Here is an 18,971-nt window from a genome sequence, read left to right as displayed (position 1 = left end):
GTTCTGAGAGGAACAAGAAGAGCAAAGTAATCCCTCAGACGGCGGTTGAACAGCTCTGAGAGGAACAAAAGAAGCGAAGTAATCCCTCGAACGGGGATCGAGCAGCTATGAGAGGAACAATTGGGTCCCCGCGGGGCGGTCATAAAGCCCGAAAATCGATGAACCGCACGCCTAGCGTCACCATGAAGCAGTCATGGAACCCTAATCTGGATGAACCAAGCGCATAGGGTCGCCATGAAGCAATCATGGAGCCCGAATCTGGATGAATCGAACGCCTAGCGTCACCATGAAGCAATCATGGAGCCCGAATCTGGATGAACCGCACGCCTAGCGTCACCATGAAGCAATCATGGAGCCCGAATCTGGATGAATCGAACGCCTAGCGTCACCATGAAGCAGTCATGGAACCCTAATCTGGATGAACCAAGCGCATAGGGTCGCCATGAAGCTCTCATGAAGCCCGAAACCAGAAAAATCGCTCCGATCTGGTCACCATCGAAAAATTTTCACGCCATCACTTAACGGGAGGGGAAACAATGAGTGCCATCGTTACGCTGGAAGAGACACTTTCCAATAAAATCGCTGCCGGAGAAGTCGTTGAACGGCCGGCCTCTGTCGTCAAGGAGCTGCTTGAGAATGCACTGGATGCAGGTAGCACTCGTATCGATATTGAATTGCAGGACGGTGGCCTTTCCCGTATCCACGTGCTTGATAACGGCACAGGCATTGCTCCTGAAGAGGCAGAGCTTGCGTTTTTGCGACACGCGACGAGTAAAATTAAAAATGAAGACGACCTTCACCACATTCAAACGCTTGGCTTTCGCGGGGAGGCCCTTCCGAGCATCGCTTCCGTCTCCAAGTTGACGTTGGAGACGGCCCAGAATCAAGCAACCGGCATCCACCTCCGTTACCAAGGAGGAAGGTTGATTGCCCGCACAAAAAGCAAGGCACGCCAAGGCACCTCTGTCCTCGTTGAAGAACTGTTTTTCAATACCCCGGCTCGCCTGAAGTATATGAAAACCGTTAATACGGAACTTGGGAACGCGACCGATGTCGTGAATCGGGTGGCAATGGCGCGTCCGGATGTTTCTTTTCGCTTGATTCACAACGATCGGCAAGTGTTGTTTACAAACGGCAATGGGGACCGACGTTCGGTAATGTATGCTATTTATGGAAAGCAAGTGGCACAAAATATGTTGACGGCGTCCAAAACCTCCCAGGATTTTGAGATTTCCGGCTTTATGGCAAAACCGGAAATGAACCGCGCGAGCCGCCACTATATGAGTGTTTTTATTAACGGGCGGTATATTAAACATTTTCCCTTATTAAAAGCGATTGAAAAAGCATACCACACGTTACTCCCCATCCATCGCTATCCAATCGCTGTCATCGCGATAACGATGAATCCTGCTTTGGTGGACGTCAATGTGCATCCATCCAAATGGGACGTGCGTATTAGTAAAGAAGAAACCTTGCTCTTGGAAGTAAGTGAAATGATCCGGGAACGTTTGCAGCAAGAAACGCTTATCCCGGAACAAACAGAGCGTGAGCTCCAACGCGTTGATAAACCTCGGGAAGAAGTGAGGGAGCTTCCACTCACTTTTGCCAGCGAGCGAGAAAAAGATGCCCCAACAACCTCCAGCGTAAGAGAGAAGGATGATGAACAAAATAAAGATGAGAGCGTCCACGTCTCGTACCTTAAAGAAGAAAATCGTCGACCCGTTGAAAAACCCGAGATACAGGAAAAAGACGAAGATGCACAACCTATTTATGAAGATAAGGATCCCGTTCACGAAGAGCCTAACACGAATACGGAATCGCCGGATTCACAACGGATCCCGGTCATGTATCCCATCGGCCAGTTGCATGGCACGTATATTTTGGCGCAAAACGATCAAGGGCTGTATTTGATTGATCAACATGCCGCCCAAGAACGGATCAACTACGAATATTTTCGGAAAAGACTCGGCGATCCCGAACAGATGAGCCAATCGTTGCTCGTTCCTTTTACGATGACGTTTACACCACAGGAAGCAGCCCGCATTGAAGAGCTAACATCCGCGTTTGAGGAAATGGGGATTCAGTTGGAACCTTTTGGTGTGCATACGTACCGCGTCCGCGCTCATCCCACTTGGATCCCGAAAGGAGTGGAAGAAGAGACGATCCGGGAACTGATCGCTCAATTGCTCTCCTTAAAACAACCGGATATTCCCGAGTTGCGTGAAGAAGCGGTTGCTTTAACTTCATGTAAAGCAGCCATTAAAGCCAATCGTCATTTGCGTTCTGATGAAATGTTCGCGTTGCTGGAAGACATGCGGGCTTGCAAAGACCCGTTCACTTGTCCGCACGGGCGCCCGATTTATATCCACATTACGCGATATGAACTTGAAAAGATGTTCAAGCGAGTTATGTAATAAAGAAAAGTCAACACATCGTCACAGTCGTCACCGTTGTTCATTGCACACTTTGGTACAATGGCATTAAAAGGGAGAAAAAGGAGAGAAATCAATTGTCAGGAATGGACCTCGTCGCAATCATCGGTATTTCATTTATCGCCGTCGCCGCAGCTGTCATCATGACCTTTGTTATGTTCAAATTGGCAACATCCGATAAAAATTAGTCCATGAGTAGGCGTAGTCAGCAATGACTGCGCCTATTTATGTTGAGTGCCGAGGAGAATACATGTACACTATAGACATGGAGCCCCTTAAAGTGATTGTCACGACGAGTCGCTATCCAACGCCGGAAATGCAAACGCGCGCATGGCAATTGGCCAAACGTTTTCGATGCCCGTATGAAACGCGTTTCCGAAAAACGATGACTGCTTTTTTGCAAAAAGCGGAAACCGTATACATGGTCGGGAAAGATGGGCGGGACAGGCTATATGAGGGCAATGGCAACCAGCCATTATTTTTTCACCCGAGCATGGCCAAAATACGTGTGCAACGTTTAATGGCCGGCGAAGTTGATTCGCTCATTTCGGTTGCGGGATTGCGATCGGGAGACGCTTTTCTCGATATGACGCTAGGTTTTGGCGCGGACAGCATTGTCGCGAGTTATGCGGTCACCACCGCCGGATGCGTCACCGCTGTCGAAAAAAGTCCCTATATAGCCGAAGTGATGGCAAGAGGTTTGCACTGCTACCAAGAAGATGTCGAGGCATTGAATGAGGCAATGCGGAGGATATCGGTTGTTCAGAATGATCATCATGCCTACTTACGATCCATGCCGGCAAATAGCTTTGATGTCGTCTATTTTGATCCTATGTTTACGCATACCCATTCGCATTCTGCACATATCGAACCGCTGCGTGCCTTTGCCGATGCAGGAACCCTTCATGAAGCTGTTCTTGAAGAGGCCAAAAAAGTGGCCAAACGTGCCGTTGTACTAAAGGCAGAGCGAGACAGCCTTCTATTTGAACGTTTTCAGTTTGACAATGTGAGAAAGCACCGAACGGTTTCGTACGGAACGATGCACATGGGAGGTGGGCAAAAAAGGTGAAAAAACCGATAATTGCGATCGTCGGGCCGACGGCGGTGGGAAAAACGACGGTTGGTATTGAAATCGCGAAAGATTTCTCGGGAGAGATCATTAACGGAGACGCCTTCCAAGTTTATCGGGGCTTGGATATTGGAACCGCAAAAGTGAGTGAAGACGAAAAAGAAGGCATACCCCACCATCTCATTGATATTCTCGACCCGACGGATACATATTCAGCCGCCCGTTTTCGTCAGGATGCCCAACGAGAAGTAGAGAATATCATAGCTCGCGGACACCAACCGATCATCGTCGGCGGAACGGGAATGTATATCAAAGGCCTAACCGCTGACTGGTCATTTAGCGGGACCGCGAGGGATGAGTCACTTCGCGCCCGATTGGAAGCGCGGGCCACAGAAGAAGAAGGGGTGGACCGCCTCCATGATGAATTGCGAGGTCTTGATCCGGATGCGGCGAAACGAATCCACCCCCGCAATGTGCGCAAAGTGATTCGCGCCCTCGAACTTATATACGGCGGCAAACATCCTCCGGCCCCCGTTCAAAGCGAAAATCCGAACGCCAAGTCCCATCAAGTCATCATGATCGGATTAACGATGGATCGTGCTTCGCTTTATGAGCGAATCGAAACCCGAGTAGATCAAATGATTGCCGAAGGCCTGCTTTCGGAAGTGCGTGCGTTATATGATGCCGGTATCCGTTACACACAGTCGATGAAAGGGATCGGTTACAAAGAGCTCGTCGCTTATCTTGACGGAGATTATTCATGGTCCGAGGCCATCCGGCAACTGAAAAAAAATTCACGAAGGTTCGCGAAAAGACAACTCACCTGGTTTCGAAACAAGGAACAAGTGATATGGTTTGAGATGGGCGAAGAGGCAAAACAAAATGTTATGGAAAAAATTAAGGTGCACCTTGCAGGAAAATTGACACACATGTCGAAAGGTTAACTGAAAAGCAAAAGTTGAGGGGGAAGCATAATGAAAAACATTAACATCCAAGATCAATTTTTGAATACGTTGCGCAAAGACAATATTCCGATTACGATTTTTCTTACCAATGGATTTCAACTGCGGGGTTATTTAAAAGCATTTGACAATTTTACGGTCGTCATTGATACGGACGGGAAACAGCAACTCGTTTACAAACATGCCATCTCGACATTTGCCCCCAAACAAAACGTGGAGTTGCAATTGGAAAAAAACGATTAAAAAAGACTCCGTCTAGCATATAGGCGGAGCTTCCTCATTCCGCCAGCCCGTCCACGTACGCTTGATAACGTGCCAATACGAGCGTGGAATGGAGGCCGAGGATATCTTGAATGTATTCAAGCGTATGGCCGTGTTTTAAAGCAGACACAATAAAGGTGTGACGAAAATTCCGGGCGCTTTTTCCGGATGCGACGCCTGCCCGTTTTGCTTCTTCGCGAATCATTTTTTGCATGGCCACGATTGTTAAACGTTTTGGCTCATCACGTTCATAAGACCAGCGGTAGGTCTGTTTTTGAAAATCAAACGCGACAAACAAAGGATGGTTTTGCCCCGGGTATGGGCGGACAGGTTTCGGGATCCCTTTTAAATAATGATTTAAATCCCGGCGATCTTGCTTGGAAAGTTGAATATGCCTCGGCAACACTTCGCCGTCATCTGGGGAAACAGCCATTGTTCCCGTGCCGAAATTCACGTCATCTAAGCTTAATCCGTGCAATTCCTGTAGTCGCAAACCATAATGGAGAAGGAGTTGGATCATCGCTTTATTGCGAGGAGCCAAAAGAGGTCGAGCCTGTATCTGTTCATCGCTTAAGCCAAGATCGGACTCGATGCTTCTAAACAAGCGGGAAAGTTCTTTTTGGCTGAATAGGTCATTGTCGCTGATCGTTTCATCCTCTGCCTCGGGAAGTGAAACATCTTCCATAATATTCTCCGCAAATCCGTAGGATTGGGATAGATATTGGAAATAGCGCCGCAAAACGGTTGCGATTCGTTTCGCCGTTTTATAATTGTATTGGCGAGTATCAATGAGAAACATAAAATAATCTTCAATCAGCGCGGGTTCCAAATGCTGGAGACTTACGTTTTTTTCTTCTGCGTGCAGGGCGGCGAAACGGTAAAAATCCGCGATGTCGTACATGTATCTGCGGATGGTGGACGGTTTCCTGCCTCTGGAAACCAAAAAATCAAGAAAACGACGGGCTTCTGTCGGCAACTGTTCATTTTGGGGACGCATAGCAACCTCCTTAGTGCTCTCAATTTCCAACCTCTCTCCCACCTCCCACCTCCAAAATGCACACATTGATTCCTTCTTGCGTAAACTATGGGCAGATGCCCTGGTAAATCTGTTTTGACCAGAGAAGCGGAGGGGTTATATGCATGCGCAAAAATCGAAATCGCGTATACGGGTACTCATTCAAGACCGGGAACGTGATCAACCTGACCCCGATCACTATGTCTTGCAAAAAGCGGAGCAACAGTTGCACACACTCGTTGGTGTCAATGAATTAAAAACATTTATTCGTGAAATCTACGCCTGGATTCATATTAACCGCTGTCGGGAAAAACATCAATTAAAAACGGAACAGCAATCGATGCATATGATTTTCAAAGGAAATCCGGGAACAGGAAAGACGACGGCAGCACGTTTACTTGGCGATATGTTTCGGGAATTGGGTTTTTTAGAGAAAGGGCATTTTATTGAAGCGGAACGGGCGGATCTCGTTGGAGAATACATCGGGCAAACGGCACAAAAAACACGGGAGATCGTGCAAAAAGCCGAAGGCGGCATTTTGTTTATTGATGAAGCTTATGCCCTTGCCAGAGGTGGAGAGAAAGACTTTGGCAGAGAAGCCATCGATACGCTCGTCAAAGCAATGGAGGATCAGTCGCCTCCGTTTGTGCTCATCTTAGCCGGCTATTCAAGGGAAATGGAACGCTTCCTTGCCATGAATCCCGGACTCCCGTCCCGCTTCCCCGTACAGCTTGATTTTCCTGATTTCACAACGGAGCAATTAATGAAAATCGCGGAAGATATGCTCGTGGACCGGGATTATATCTGGACATCGGAAGCGAAAGAAAAGCTACAGAAAAAAATGCATTTGCGCCGCTCGGAGAATGGGGCAAGTGCATTTAGCAATGGCCGTTACGTGCGAAATCAAATCGAGCAGGCCGTTCGCCAGCACGCGGTTAGAACAATGCGGGAAAAAAAGGAACATGATAAAGATGCGTTGCGGACGTTAATCAGCGCCGATTTTAAATGACTTGGAGGGTTTGGCTTTTGGAAAGAGTGATTGCGACAGCTGTTATTAGCGAAAAGGAAAGCGAGGCAGAAGCATACGCCTCGCTTGAAGAGTTGAAAAGCCTCGTCACCACCGCAGGGGGTACGGTCATGGCAACGACGGTGCAAAATCGACCCGCCCCCGACGTATCCACGTATGTGGGAAAAGGGAAGGCCGATGAAATTGAGGCGCTCGTGGAAGCGTGGGAAGCCGATGTTGTCGTCATAAACGGGGAGTTGTCTCCGCGGCAAGGGCAGTCGCTGGCTGCAAGGACGAGTGCCCGTGTCATTGACCGCACCCAATTGATTTTAGATATTTTTGCGGATCGCGCACGCACAAAGGAAGGGCGCATTCAAGTCGAGTTGGCGCAATTGACGTATTTATTGCCGAGATTACGCGGGCAAGGACATGCGCTCTCGCGTCTTGGGGGCGGCATCGGCACACGTGGTCCGGGTGAAACAAAATTGGAAACGGACCGCCGCCATATTCAAAAAAGAATGGATGAATTAAAAAAGGAACTGCGACGGATACGAAAACACCGTTCCACGCTCCGACAGCAAAAAGAAAGGCAAAACGACCCGCAATTTACACTCGTCGGGTATACAAACGCCGGCAAAACCACTCTCTTGAACGCGCTAACAAACGAAGACGCTTTGGCCGAGGACTTGTTATTTGCAACGTTGGATCCGTTAACACGGGCTTTGCGTTTGCCCTCGGGCTTATCGGTAAAAATCAGTGACACCGTTGGATTTATCCGCGGGTTGCCGACGACGTTGATTGCGGCATTCCGGGCGACGTTAGAAGAAGTGTCGGAAGCTGATGTGCTCATTCATGTCATTGATGCCACCAGTCCCGAAGCGGAGGCGGAAAAGCAAACGGTTATGGAGTTATTGGATGAGCTCGGCGCAGGGGACATCCCGGTCATCACGGTGATGAACAAAGCTGAAAACCTTGATGAGGAAGGGGTCCCCGTTGTAAACGCGGCACGCCCGAGATTATATGTAAGCGCTCGGGAAGATCAAAATATCGACGAACTGCAAACCATCATGGAAGAAGAATTAATCAAGCAAATGTCCTTTTACTCTATTTCTATCCCGGCCGGCGATGGCCGTCGTCTTTATGCAATTCGACATTCAACGATTGTGCGCGTTGAAACATTTGACGAAGAAAGTGAGATGTACAAGCTGCAAGGCTATGCATTTGATCATCATCCACAAATTGCAGCCGAAAAACAAACCCAAACCGATAAAAAGGAAGATCATAGCTAATGGATACAACAGACCTAAAAAACGCCTCGACAATCTCTCGCTGGTTAGCAGAGATCGAGGAAGAATGGATGCCGCTTCAAAAGAAAATCGAAGATATTGTTGAAGCCAATCAGGCAAAAACGTTGAGCGCTTATCGCAAAGAGAATATTTCCGATGATCATTTGCAAGGGTCGGACGGATACGGATACGATGATGCGGGAAGGGAAGCACTCGGCCGCGTTTATGCGCATGCTTTCGGGACCGAAAGCGCCATCGTGCGCCCTCAATTTGTCTCCGGCACACATGCCATTGCCTCCGCTCTGTTCGGCAATTTGCGCCCCGGGGATGAAATCGTCTACGCGAGCGGAGACCCTTATGAGACGATGAAAGAAGTGCTCGGACTCGTCGGCAACAGCCCGGGGAATTTTCGTGAATATGACATACAAACGCGCGTGTTGCCGTTAACGCTGTCCGGGGATGTCGATCTCTATCGACTGCCGGAGGCGATCCATGAAAATACGAAATGGGTGGTCATCCAAAGGTCAAAGGGGTACGATGAACGCCCGTCGATTCCCATTCAACAACTGGAACGGCAGATTCACTATATCAAAACGCGTTGGCCGCACGTACACGTGTTTATCGATAATTGCTACGGCGAGTTCGTCGAAAAAAAAGAACCGGGACACGTCGGCGCCGATTTACTCGCCGGTTCGTTAATTAAAAATCCGGGAGGAGGATTGGCGAAAACCGGCGGTTACATTGCCGGTAAAGCATCATTCGTTGAACAGGCGGCGTCCAGACTGAGCGCTCCGGGCATTGGCTTGGAAGCGGGGGCAACCGGTTCGTTTCTCGGGGAAGCGTTTCAAGGTTTTTTTCTCGCGCCCATGATCGTGGGAGAAGCGCTGAAAGGCGCCCATTTTACGGCCGCGTTGCTGAAAAAAGCGGGTTTTGAAACGACCCCTGCTCCTTTTACCGAACGGACGGATTTAATCCAATCGGTGTCGTTTCAAAACGAGGAACAGATGATTTCATTCTGCCAACACATTCAAAAATACTCCCCGGTCAATGCCTATGTGTCTCCGATTCCCGGTCCATTGCCCGGCTATGAAGGGGATGTCATCATGGCGGCTGGCACATTTATTCAAGGGGCCAGCATTGAACTGAGCGCGGACGGACCCGTAAAACCGCCGTATACGGCGTATGTGCAAGGAGGATTGTCTTTTGCACACGTGAAAATCGCCGTTATTCATGCTCTGGATGCAATGATGTAAGGAAAAATAACATATAAATGTAAATAAACTTGACATCATAATCGAACGCGCTTAAAATAAAGCCATAGTCGTTAACGGATGTGAAGGAAAGGGGGCGAGACCGTGGGACAAAGCGACCGTTTGCATATGCCTTTGTTCTCGATTCGCATCGTCAAAGACTTAACAGATTTGACGCCTCGCCAAATCCGCTACTATGAAAGCCACGGATTTGTAACTCCGACAAGGACCGAAGGCAATCAACGATTGTTTTCGTTTGCGGATGTGGACCGTTTGCTTGACATCAAGCAGCTAATGGAGCGTGGCATTAACATGGCAGGCATTAAAGAGGTGTTCCGGGATCGCGCGGAACAAGAAGAAAAGAAAACACTAGCGGAACGAGAGAGAATCGAAACGAAGCGATTGCATGAACAACTCAGGTGGGAGGCGCTTAATAATGCCCACGCGCATAAAGCGTCGATGATCCAGGGACAAATTGCTCATTTTTTCCATTGAGGGGGAATCAAAATGCCAACGTCGTATACGCGTGAAGACATTACCGGCATGGTAGAAGAAGAAAATGTGAAGTTTATTCGACTGCAATTTACCGACTTGCAAGGAACCGTAAAAAATGTGGAAATCCCTACCGATCAATTGGAGAAAGCACTCGACAATCAAATGATGTTCGACGGTTCTTCCATTGAAGGGTTCGTGCGCATTGAAGAGTCGGACATGTACTTATATCCGGATTTGGACACATGGGTGATCTTCCCGTGGACACCGGAAAAAGGGAAAGTAGCCCGGCTGATTTGTGACATATATGAACCACCTGAAAAGCATGGAGACGAGCCGAAACCCTTCGATGGAGATCCGCGCAGAGTGCTTAAAAATGTACTCGAAGAAGCGAGAAGCCTCGGCTACACCGATTTTAACATTGGTCCCGAACCGGAATTTTTCTTGTTCAAAAACGATGAAAAAGGCGACCCGACATTGGAATTGAATGACAAAGGCGGTTATTTTGACCTTGCGCCTACCGACTTGGGGGAAAATTGCCGTCGGGACATTGTCCTTGAATTGGAAGGGATGGGTTTTGAAATTGAAGCCTCGCACCACGAGGTCGCTCCCGGCCAACACGAAATTGACTTTAAATATGCTGATGCCGTCACGACTTGTGACAATATCCAAACGTTTAAGCTCGTCGTCAAAACGATCGCCCGTCAGCATGGCTTGCACGCGACGTTTATGCCGAAACCTTTATTCGGCGTGAATGGGTCGGGCATGCACTGCAACATGTCGCTTTTTAAAGGGAAAACCAATGCATTTTACGATGAAAACACCGAGACGCAGTTAAGCAAAACAGCCATGCAGTTCCTCGCCGGCATTTTGGAACATTCGAAAGCTTTTACGGCACTTACGAACCCGATCGTCAATTCATATAAACGTCTCGTTCCCGGTTTCGAGGCACCGGTCTATATTGCCTGGTCCCATAGGAACCGGAGCCCGCTCGTACGTATCCCGAACTCGCGAAAAGCGAGCACAAGAATAGAAGTGCGTAGTCCGGATCCTGCCGCAAATCCATACCTCGCGATAGCTTCGATGCTCGCCGCCGGCCTTGACGGCGTAAAACGCGAATTGCAGGCACCTGAAGAAACCAACCGCAATATTTATGTGATGAGCGAGGAAGAACGGGAGGAAGACAATATCCAAGCCTTGCCGCCGAGCTTAAAGGAAGCAATCGATGAGCTCAAGAGGGATAAAACCTTGCTTGATGCACTCGGTGAACACGCGGTGGAACACTTCGTCGAAGCAAAAGAAATCGAATGGGATATGTTCCGCACGCAAGTCCACCCGTGGGAGCGGGAGCAGTATATGCAAAGTTATTAAGCGTCGAAAGCCTTGGTGTGTAAGCATCGGGGCTTTTTTTCGTGGCGCTTGGGATTGTTAGTTTACCTTCCAGCTATGTATCCGCCACGAAAGCAATAGAATCATTAGGGAAATGCAAATACGGATGAAGAAACGGCTGCGTGACATGTGAACGGTTTTCTAAACAAGCTCATTTAAATTGAGCAGTGTAAAAGGTTTGAAGCTGAAAAAACAGCAATCCAGAAGAAATCTGTTCGAAAGGTGTATGGTAGAGTAAAATAAAACTCAAAGGAGGAATATCATGAAACAAGTAAATCCCTACTTAAATTTTGACGGCAACTGCGAAGAAGCGTTTACATTTTATCAATCGATCTTTGGTGGCGAGCCGCAGCTTGTGCGGTTTAATGAAATGAAAGATGAAATGCCGGGGCTTGACCAGCTTTCTAAAGAAGACGGTGAAAAGATTGCTAACATCGCCCTGCCAATTGGGGCAAACACGACGCTCATGGGAGACGATGGGAAGGGGGTTTTTGGCCACGGCGTCACCGCCGGTAATATGTTTATGATTGAGATTGAACCTGAGTCGGCAGAAGAGACTGACAAACTCTTCAATGCCCTTTCCGAAGGCGGTGAGGTGAAAATGCCGATTGCTGAAACGACCTGGGCGGAGAAATTCGGCCAATGTATGGATAAATACGGAGTACAGTGGATGTTCAGCTATGCTGGCAGCAAGGAGAAGAATTTGTATGATTAAACTATGGTATAAAGCTCTAAGACTAGATTTTTGTTTACTTGATATATAAGGAACCAAATTTTTAAATGATTGGGTGTCTAACTGGATATGGCAGAATAGAAGCCTACTTCTCAATGTTGTAATCGAGAAGTTAGGCTTTTTACCGTTTATTTTACACCTTGTTATTCAAGAAGGTTTATGACTTCTTCGGTGGCCCTTGCAATGAGCTCATCGTTATAATCGGCATCCTCCTGGTCTTTGTTAGAAAGAACAGAGAGAAAAATAGGCTCTTCATTTGGTGGCCAAATGATTGCGATAGCATTTCGGGTCCCGAAGGAAGCTGCCCCCGTTCGATCGCCAATTTCCCAATTATCCGGTATACCTGCTCGAATCAAAGTATCTCCGGTTTGATTTTGTTTCAGCCAATCTGTTAACAATTCCTGTTTCTCTTGTGGCAAGGCGTCTCCGATTGTGAAACTTTGTAGGCTGGATGCCAGCGCCTCAGGGGTACTCGTATCTTGTGTCTCACCGGGTAGAAATTCATTTAATTCTGGTTCCGATCTTTCCGGGTTGGTCACATCATCTCCCATATCACGAAGCGCTTCTTTAAAACCTTCAGGGCCCCCGATCTGTTCAAGGATCAGGTTACCAGCAGTGTTATCACTATAATGCATTGAAGCTTCGCCAAGTTCCTCCAATGTCATTTGTTCACCGACGTGATCCTCGGTGATCGGATTATAATTCACAAGATCGTCATTTGTGATACGAATCGTTTGGTCAAGCTCATCGATATCGTTTTGCTGCAACATTATACCTGCAGTGAGCGCTTTATGTGTGGAAGCATAGGCGAAACGTTCGTCTTCTCGATAGGATATGCTTTGATTTGTGCCGGTATCTAGAGCGTAAATACCGAGATTTGCATCGTATTCTTCCTCAAGTTGACGAAACACATCGTTCGTGTCTTCTGTAGATTCATGATCATTTGCTTCTAATTCCTCTTGGTTTGTACAACCCATAAGCATGACAAAAGTAAAAAGAAAAGAGCCCGCTATCTTCGTAATCCTTACCATATTTATCAACCTCACGATTTTGATTTGTTCGCCTATATTTTTAGTGGAAAAAGGAGAAAGAATTACTTCACCATCCATCATTCACCTCTTTTTTGTCGTGGCATTATCGTGTAAAATTAGAAGTAGATCATTCATGACTACAACTGTAATCAAATACTACATATGTAGTCCGGATATGTCAATGTAAAATCAGCCCCTGGGAAAAAGAGGTAATGAATGATGGGGGAGGAGGGGAGATTGCGTGTTTTTTTTACTTATGGTTCTATCTATTGTGTTTTCTACAGCGACGATAGCCATGATCCTGTTGATCAGAAGGTTTTATGGAAATAAATTAACCGCTAAATGGAAGTATTATATGTGGTTTTTTCTCCTTATCTCACTGACAATCCCTCTTTTGCCTATCCAATATATCGATTGGAAACATTCGGTTCCTCAGGCCAATAATTCCATAATGAATACCTCCCAACATTCAGAAACGAGTACTTCGGTCAACAACGGGAACTGGATGAATGACTTCAGCTATTCCGTCAACCGTCTTGATTTCACAATTCTAAGTGAGATTATATTCTATGGATGGATGATAGGCATGGTTTTCTTCGGGGTTTTCGCCATTCTAGCGCAAGTCAGGATTCATCGGATTAAAAATGCTTCTACAACCATCGAAAATCAAGACGTCCGTCGTTTGTTTGCCCGATGTAAGAAGAGCTTGGGAATCACCCAAGATTTAGTGATGAAAGAGTCATCCGTTGTTACATCTCCGACCACGTTCGGATTTTTCAAAACGTATATTCTGTTACCCAACGATCTAGATAAAAGTTTTTCCATGAGGGAAATCGAATTGATTTTGTTGCATGAATTGCATCATTATAAAAGTAAACATGTACACGTTAATTATATATTTTTGGTTTATCAAATCATGTATTGGTTTCATCCCTTGGTTTGGTGGGCGTTTAAAGAAATGAAGCTGGATCGTGAAATCGCATGTGATGCTGCTGTCTTGCATACATTAGACCGACAATCTTATAAAGATTATGGCAACACACTAATAAATTTTGCCCATCGGTATGCGCGGTTTTCGTCCTTCCATTTGACGAACCAATTCTTTGGTTCAAAAACGCATTTAAAGAAACGAATCATAAATATTGCAGACTACAATGGGGATTCCTTGCCAAAAAAACGAAAAGGTATCATCACCTGTATTTTTTTAAGTATCGTTATCACTATTCAAGTGCCCGTTACAGCTGTAACGGCTGAACCGAATGATTACTATGATTTTGATGATGATCAACCCGTGTATGAAGATTTTAGCGACGATTTTGGGGGATATGACGGTAGTTTTGTGCTTTACAGCATGCAGAATGAGCAATATCATATCCATAATGAAGAGAAGGGTACGCTCAGAATGTCCCCGAATTCCACTTATAAACCATTTAGTGCATTATTTGCCCTTGAGCAAAACGTTATCAGCATCGATCATTCAACGTTGAACTGGAATGGTCAACCATATGCCTACAATGAATGGAACAGAGATCAAGACTTACCATCGGCCATGCAACATTCTGTAACCTGGTATTTTCAGGAACTGGACAAACAAGTGAATGAAGAGAACATCCAATCCTTTTTAGAAAAAGTTGACTATGGTAATCACGATCTTAGTGGAGGGATTGAAGAGTACTGGTTAGAATCATCGCTTGAAATATCATTAATTGAACAAGTGCAATTACTGCAAGATGTTTACACAAATCAGTTTGAATTTGAAGAAGAGCATATCCAATTTCTGAAAGATGTTATGATACTCGAAGAGAACGACAGTGGGACATTGTACGGCAAAACGGGAACTGGTAATATTAACGGAAAACATAGGAATGGCTTGTTTATCGGATTTGTAGAGACTTCGAATGATACGTTTTTCTTTGCTACAAATATAGAGGAAAACGATCATGCGACCGGAAGTAAAGCAGCAGAAATAACGTTGGACATCTTAAATCAGAAAAATATATATCATCATCGAAAGGAGGGAAAACAAAATGACACGTGAAGTACCGAGTATTTCTCAGGCAGAATGGGAGGTGATGAAGGTGCTTTGGGGAAAGTCGCCACAAACAGCAAATGCAGTCATCTCCTCGATGCGTGAACAAACCGAATGGAGCCCTAAGACGATTCGCACATTATTAGATCGCCTTACGCAGAAAGAAGTTATTGATGTCAACAAGGAGAAGAAGGTTTACACATTTTCCCCCTTGTATTCTGAAGACGAATGTCAACGTGCTGAGGCCCAATCCCTAATCAAAAAGATACGCGGGGGAACAATGAAATCTGCGTTAATTCAATTTATTGAGGACGACTCTTTCTCAGAAAAAGAAATCGAAGAGTTAAGATCCATCTTGGATAAAAAGAATAAATAACTCAACTTTCGCAGCCCAAATAAGGCATGTACACCTTGATATAATTGGGTAAACCCGCGATCCATTGTTGGAGTTGACTTTTAATGAATGTTTTCATTTTCTTGTCGCTGTTGTTGAAGACATCTTCAAGAAGCTCGACGAGTTGCTGGAGAGCTACAGCCCAATCGAGTTCACTCACTTCATCACAGACGTCATAAAACATACCGCCAAGCGTTCTTTGGTCGGTGCTACATCGGTTTTGCCATGCCAGTACGATATATCGAGCGAAAACAATGGTGGTATGGCTGATCAGGGAATCATACGAGCGCCCTTGGAACTCTTTTTGCAACTTTAAAAGGGATTTGCTCGTTTTGAAAAACACCTCGATATCCCACCGCATGCCATAAATACGGATGATCTCCTGATCGCTTAATGTACAATCCGTGCTCAGAATTGCCAACCAGTCACTCTTTTTATTTCGATTGCGGACAAAAACAACTTTGACAGGAACGCCGTTAGCCATCGTTGTATGAATGGAGCGAAGCAACGCCTTTTTCCCGGTTCTTGGGGCAGCGAGGCGGTAGAATTGTTCTAAATCAACCTGCTTGCCGTCCACGATATAACGCTGGTTCATTTTCTTGACCATGCCGATGACGTCGAGGCCCTGTTCCGTAATGGCTTGGATCAATGGCGGCTGCGTAAACCAACTATCCATCAATACGTAAGAGGCATCAATCCCTGCTTTCGTTGCTCTTTGAAGCATGCTCGGAATTTGTTCCGGAGCTGATTGCAGAGCTTCAAGCTGTCTTTTATACCCAGAGGTCCGTTTATCAATGTAATCAGAAATGCCGTTGATACACGATTGTTTAGAACTGAGCAACGAGAAGTCGACAGGCAGAAAAGTTGCTCCATCTGTCCATCCTAACGTGAGCATTCGAAGCCCTTTGTAATAGCGCATTTTTTGAGAAGCATGATCAAAACAACGAGCTAATAATTCCACCTTTTTACTTCGGTTGCGATCGTAGGAGGAATCGTCCAGAACAAACACTTTTGGCCGATCATGACGGGTTAGCTTTGTCACTTTTCCAATCGTGTGAGCACTCAGAAAGAGGAGAAACCGACGCCATGCAAAAGTGGATTCATTCAAAAATCGATAGACCGTATCCTTAGCCGGAGACTCATCTGATTTCTTGCTTTCAAGAAATTGAAACCAGTTTTTATGTTCAAAAATCAAGCAGAAGACCAACTGAAAAAGATAGCCGCAAGAAAAGCCGAATGACTTCGTAATACCAGCGTTTCGCAGGTGTTTGAGCATTTTTAACTCTCGAAATGTTGATCGCAATTCATTTGGCAGTTGATGATGCTTGCTATTTTTCGGTATCATAGAGATGCACCTCTTCTTTTTGGTTGTGTTTTCTGTCAATGACACTATACCAAACGTCGAGGTGTTTTTTTATGGTTGTTTCTCATGTCAAGAACCGAACCTGATAGCTTCCTAGATCAAGCAACCGTAGGTTTCATAATCATTATCTAGGTGCGAAAGTTGAGTAAATAAGAAGGAAAAAATACGTTGATTCATGTAAATATGGGGATCGGTGAAAGCTACAAGTTTTATTGGTGCCTATAATGAAATGATTGACATGATAGGAAACAACATGAGATATAAAATTCCACAAGGTTGAGGGCCTAGTGGTAACTAATTCAAGAGCCGTATTGTTGAATAAAGCATCAACAAAGATGTACTCTTAATTTAAAAGAGTACATTTTCTTTTACCTTGATATTCTATAGATTGTTATGCTTCTTTTTCGCTAACCGGTCTCTATCCTTTGCTTGGGGTGGCTCTTCTAACCAACCGTTGTCAATCATGAGCTTGGCACTTTCCGCAGAGTATTTCATGATTTGCGCACGAAAGTGCAAGGTTTTGAAAAATGAGAGGTATGAGGTCTGATCATTATATATTAAATCCGAACAATTGTATTTTCTTGGATAAACATTTTCAACTAAAACAAGGGGCTTCTTAAAACGAAGTCCCTTGAACACGGTGTCGAAACCATCATTATCCATTGATTTTCACAATGTTATTCCGCGTTTTTCTTCTCTTGCTCGATAGAATCACAGCAGTTCTCCTGACTGGATTCAACTTCTTCAATTTCTACACTGCAGCAATCTTGTTGCGCCGGCTTTGCTTTGGAAAGGTTTTTCAAGCTTGATTGTTTTTGGACCATGGGATCACCTCCTTTATAGGATGATTTGCACGATAAATCCAGTACCAATAGCAACAATCAAAACGGAAACGACAAAAGCCACAACTAATCTTCGTTTAAATAATTTGGTTAATAAAATAACCTCTGGAATACTCGCCCCGGCACCACCGATTAAGAGAGCAATCACAGCTCCCAGGTCCATCCCTTGGCTAACTAAGGCGCCCGCAATCGGCAACAGGGTTTCTGCACGAATATACATGGGAATCCCGATCACCGATGCAATCGGAATCGTCCAAGGATTATCCCCTCCAGCGTACTGAACGATAAATTCCTGCGGGATGACGTCATAAACTAACGCTCCGATAAAAACACCGATGAGAAGGTAAGGGAATAAGGGATAGAAGAACGTCCATGCATCTTGAAGCGCCAATTTCCATTTGGGCACATTTTGATCTTCGCTTGAACGATCGCCTTTTTTAACCCTCACCTGTTTAACCGACTGCTCCAAACCTAAACCTCTCCATACAACACCAATGAGTATTGAAAAAATGACTATCAGTATTGCGTAATATAGGGTTAATTCCCACCCCAACAAGGTCAACATCATGATAATGATCACAGGATTCAACAGAGGAGAGGCAATTAAAAATGACATCGATGGTCCAAAGGGCGCTCTAGACGACAACAATCCTGCTAAAATCGGTATCGTTGAACAAGAACAAAAAGGGGTCAGTGAGCCTAACCCTACGCCATAGAGATAGCCACTCCATTTATTTGGTCGATTAAGGATGCGTCTAACTCGCTCTTCTGTCACCTTTTGTTGTAACCAACTGACCAAAAAACTAATGAGTATGAACAAAGCGGTCAGTTCTAAAAACAGAATGAAAAAGGTGTTTAGAAAGCTTAAGAAGGTATCCATTATTGTCTCCTTATTAATCAATTTTTTTTGATATATAAGCGATTCTTTCATCAACTTTTTTTGATGATAAGATCAAAAAGTAATCCCCAATGATTAGGGGCTATTCGGATAGAAAATGCAACATAATTCTTCAGATAGCAAGTTTTTAACTTCAGTTTCATTCAAGCGATAGTAATTCCAAGTCCCGATTTTTTCTTGTTGAATCAAGTTTGCATCGAGTAAAATCCTTAAGTGATAAGACAACTTCGATTGGGACAATCCAACAATGTCTGTTAAATCACATACACAAACTTGGCCACGTTGATTTAATTCATACATGATTTTTAGACGAAGCTCATCCGCAAGGGCCTTAAATTTCCCTTTATATGTTTGAAATAGCTGATGTTGGTCAACTTTTGACGGAGCCATGGTTTCTTTCATACTCAATTCCTCATTTCACATCAATTATTTTTGATTTAATTGGATTATATGCTGTATAAACAGAAATTGCAACCATTTAAAACAAAAAAATTTGATGAAGGCTATTTATAACGATTG

The 18,971-nt window shown here is 45.2% G+C and carries 18 protein-coding genes; 12 read left to right on the top strand and 6 right to left on the bottom strand.

Features of this window, described 5'->3' with window-relative positions; translation table 11 throughout:
* Positions 1-536 precede the first annotated feature (536 nt).
* From mutL to hfq, 4 genes are all read left to right on the top strand, one after another.
* Positions 537-2,414 (top strand): DNA mismatch repair endonuclease MutL, encoded by a 1,878-nt coding sequence (gene mutL, locus HUG15_RS12595; RefSeq protein ID WP_200123437.1) that lies wholly within the window; start codon positions 537-539, stop codon positions 2,412-2,414.
* 268 nt (positions 2,415-2,682) lie between these two features.
* Positions 2,683-3,501 (top strand): class I SAM-dependent methyltransferase, encoded by an 819-nt coding sequence (locus HUG15_RS12590; RefSeq protein ID WP_200123436.1) that lies wholly within the window; start codon positions 2,683-2,685, stop codon positions 3,499-3,501.
* Positions 3,498-4,445, top strand: a complete 948-nt coding sequence (gene miaA, locus HUG15_RS12585) for a tRNA (adenosine(37)-N6)-dimethylallyltransferase MiaA (protein ID WP_200123435.1) — start codon at positions 3,498-3,500, stop codon at positions 4,443-4,445. Before HUG15_RS12590 ends, miaA begins: the two co-directional genes overlap by 4 nt.
* 30 nt (positions 4,446-4,475) lie before the next feature.
* Positions 4,476-4,706 carry an RNA chaperone Hfq gene (gene hfq, locus HUG15_RS12580; protein WP_200123434.1) on the top strand — a complete coding sequence of 77 codons (231 nt, stop codon included), beginning with the start codon at positions 4,476-4,478 and terminating at the stop codon, positions 4,704-4,706.
* 34 nt (positions 4,707-4,740) lie between these two features.
* Here hfq and HUG15_RS12575 read toward each other — a convergent pair whose 3' ends face one another.
* On the bottom strand, positions 4,741-5,721 hold the full coding sequence (locus HUG15_RS12575) for a tyrosine-type recombinase/integrase (RefSeq protein ID WP_211202221.1): 981 nt from the start codon (positions 5,719-5,721) through the stop codon (positions 4,741-4,743).
* A 139-nt stretch (positions 5,722-5,860) separates the two neighbouring features.
* On the opposite strand from HUG15_RS12575, the gene HUG15_RS12570 reads away from it, so the two are divergent.
* The 6 genes from HUG15_RS12570 (at position 5,861) to HUG15_RS12545 (ending at position 11,877) form a co-directional block, all read left to right on the top strand.
* Positions 5,861-6,748 carry an AAA family ATPase gene (locus HUG15_RS12570; protein WP_200123432.1) on the top strand — a complete coding sequence of 296 codons (888 nt, stop codon included), beginning with the start codon at positions 5,861-5,863 and terminating at the stop codon, positions 6,746-6,748.
* A 26-nt stretch (positions 6,749-6,774) separates the two neighbouring features.
* Positions 6,775-8,034, top strand: coding sequence for a GTPase HflX (gene hflX, locus HUG15_RS12565; RefSeq protein ID WP_246516652.1), 1,260 nt, complete (start codon positions 6,775-6,777; stop codon positions 8,032-8,034).
* Entirely contained in the window at positions 8,034-9,284 is a 1,251-nt protein-coding gene (locus HUG15_RS12560; RefSeq protein ID WP_200123430.1) for a methionine gamma-lyase family protein, read from the top strand. Before hflX ends, HUG15_RS12560 begins: the two co-directional genes overlap by 1 nt.
* Positions 9,285-9,386: 102 nt before the next feature.
* Positions 9,387-9,776 (top strand): MerR family transcriptional regulator, encoded by a 390-nt coding sequence (locus tag HUG15_RS12555; protein ID WP_425504005.1) that lies wholly within the window; start codon positions 9,387-9,389, stop codon positions 9,774-9,776.
* A 12-nt stretch (positions 9,777-9,788) separates the two neighbouring features.
* Complete coding sequence (gene glnA / locus HUG15_RS12550) at positions 9,789-11,144, top strand: type I glutamate--ammonia ligase (RefSeq protein ID WP_200123429.1); 1,356 nt, start codon at positions 9,789-9,791, stop codon at positions 11,142-11,144.
* A gap of 280 nt (positions 11,145-11,424) precedes the next feature.
* Complete coding sequence (locus tag HUG15_RS12545; protein WP_200123428.1) at positions 11,425-11,877, top strand: VOC family protein; 453 nt, start codon at positions 11,425-11,427, stop codon at positions 11,875-11,877.
* A 161-nt stretch (positions 11,878-12,038) separates the two neighbouring features.
* Here the strand turns inward: HUG15_RS12545 and bla are convergent, their stop codons facing one another.
* A complete protein-coding gene (gene bla, locus HUG15_RS12540) occupies positions 12,039-12,926 on the bottom strand; it encodes a class A beta-lactamase (protein WP_200128972.1) in 888 nt (295 codons plus the stop codon).
* Positions 12,927-13,167: 241 nt separating this feature from the next.
* On the opposite strand from bla, the gene HUG15_RS12535 reads away from it, so the two are divergent.
* Together HUG15_RS12535 and blaI are read left to right on the top strand one after the other, a co-directional pair.
* A complete protein-coding gene (locus tag HUG15_RS12535) occupies positions 13,168-14,964 on the top strand; it encodes a BlaR1 family beta-lactam sensor/signal transducer (protein ID WP_246516332.1) in 1,797 nt (598 codons plus the stop codon).
* Complete coding sequence (gene blaI, locus HUG15_RS12530) at positions 14,954-15,331, top strand: penicillinase repressor BlaI (protein ID WP_200123427.1); 378 nt, start codon at positions 14,954-14,956, stop codon at positions 15,329-15,331. The genes HUG15_RS12535 and blaI overlap by 11 nt, the downstream gene beginning before the upstream one ends.
* Before the next feature lies 1 nt (position 15,332).
* On the opposite strand, the gene HUG15_RS12525 is transcribed toward blaI, so the two are convergent.
* The 4 genes from HUG15_RS12525 to HUG15_RS12505 form a co-directional block, all read right to left on the bottom strand.
* Positions 15,333-16,694, bottom strand: coding sequence for an IS4 family transposase (locus tag HUG15_RS12525; protein ID WP_200123426.1), 1,362 nt, complete (start codon positions 16,692-16,694; stop codon positions 15,333-15,335).
* A gap of 695 nt (positions 16,695-17,389) precedes the next feature.
* Positions 17,390-17,536, bottom strand: a complete 147-nt coding sequence (locus HUG15_RS12515; protein ID WP_200123424.1) for a hypothetical protein — start codon at positions 17,534-17,536, stop codon at positions 17,390-17,392.
* 13 nt (positions 17,537-17,549) lie between these two features.
* A complete protein-coding gene (locus tag HUG15_RS12510; protein ID WP_200128970.1) occupies positions 17,550-18,437 on the bottom strand; it encodes a permease in 888 nt (295 codons plus the stop codon).
* Between the two features lie 90 nt (positions 18,438-18,527).
* Positions 18,528-18,854 carry an ArsR/SmtB family transcription factor gene (locus HUG15_RS12505; protein WP_281393479.1) on the bottom strand — a complete coding sequence of 109 codons (327 nt, stop codon included), beginning with the start codon at positions 18,852-18,854 and terminating at the stop codon, positions 18,528-18,530.
* Positions 18,855-18,971 lie beyond the last annotated feature (117 nt).

It is taken from the genome of Salicibibacter cibarius, from assembly GCF_016495725.1.
In the GTDB taxonomy this organism is placed as follows: domain Bacteria; phylum Bacillota; class Bacilli; order Bacillales; family Marinococcaceae; genus Salicibibacter; species Salicibibacter cibarius.
Note: the sequence above shows the minus strand (reverse complement) of the source record. Positions and strands in the feature narration are given on the sequence as shown.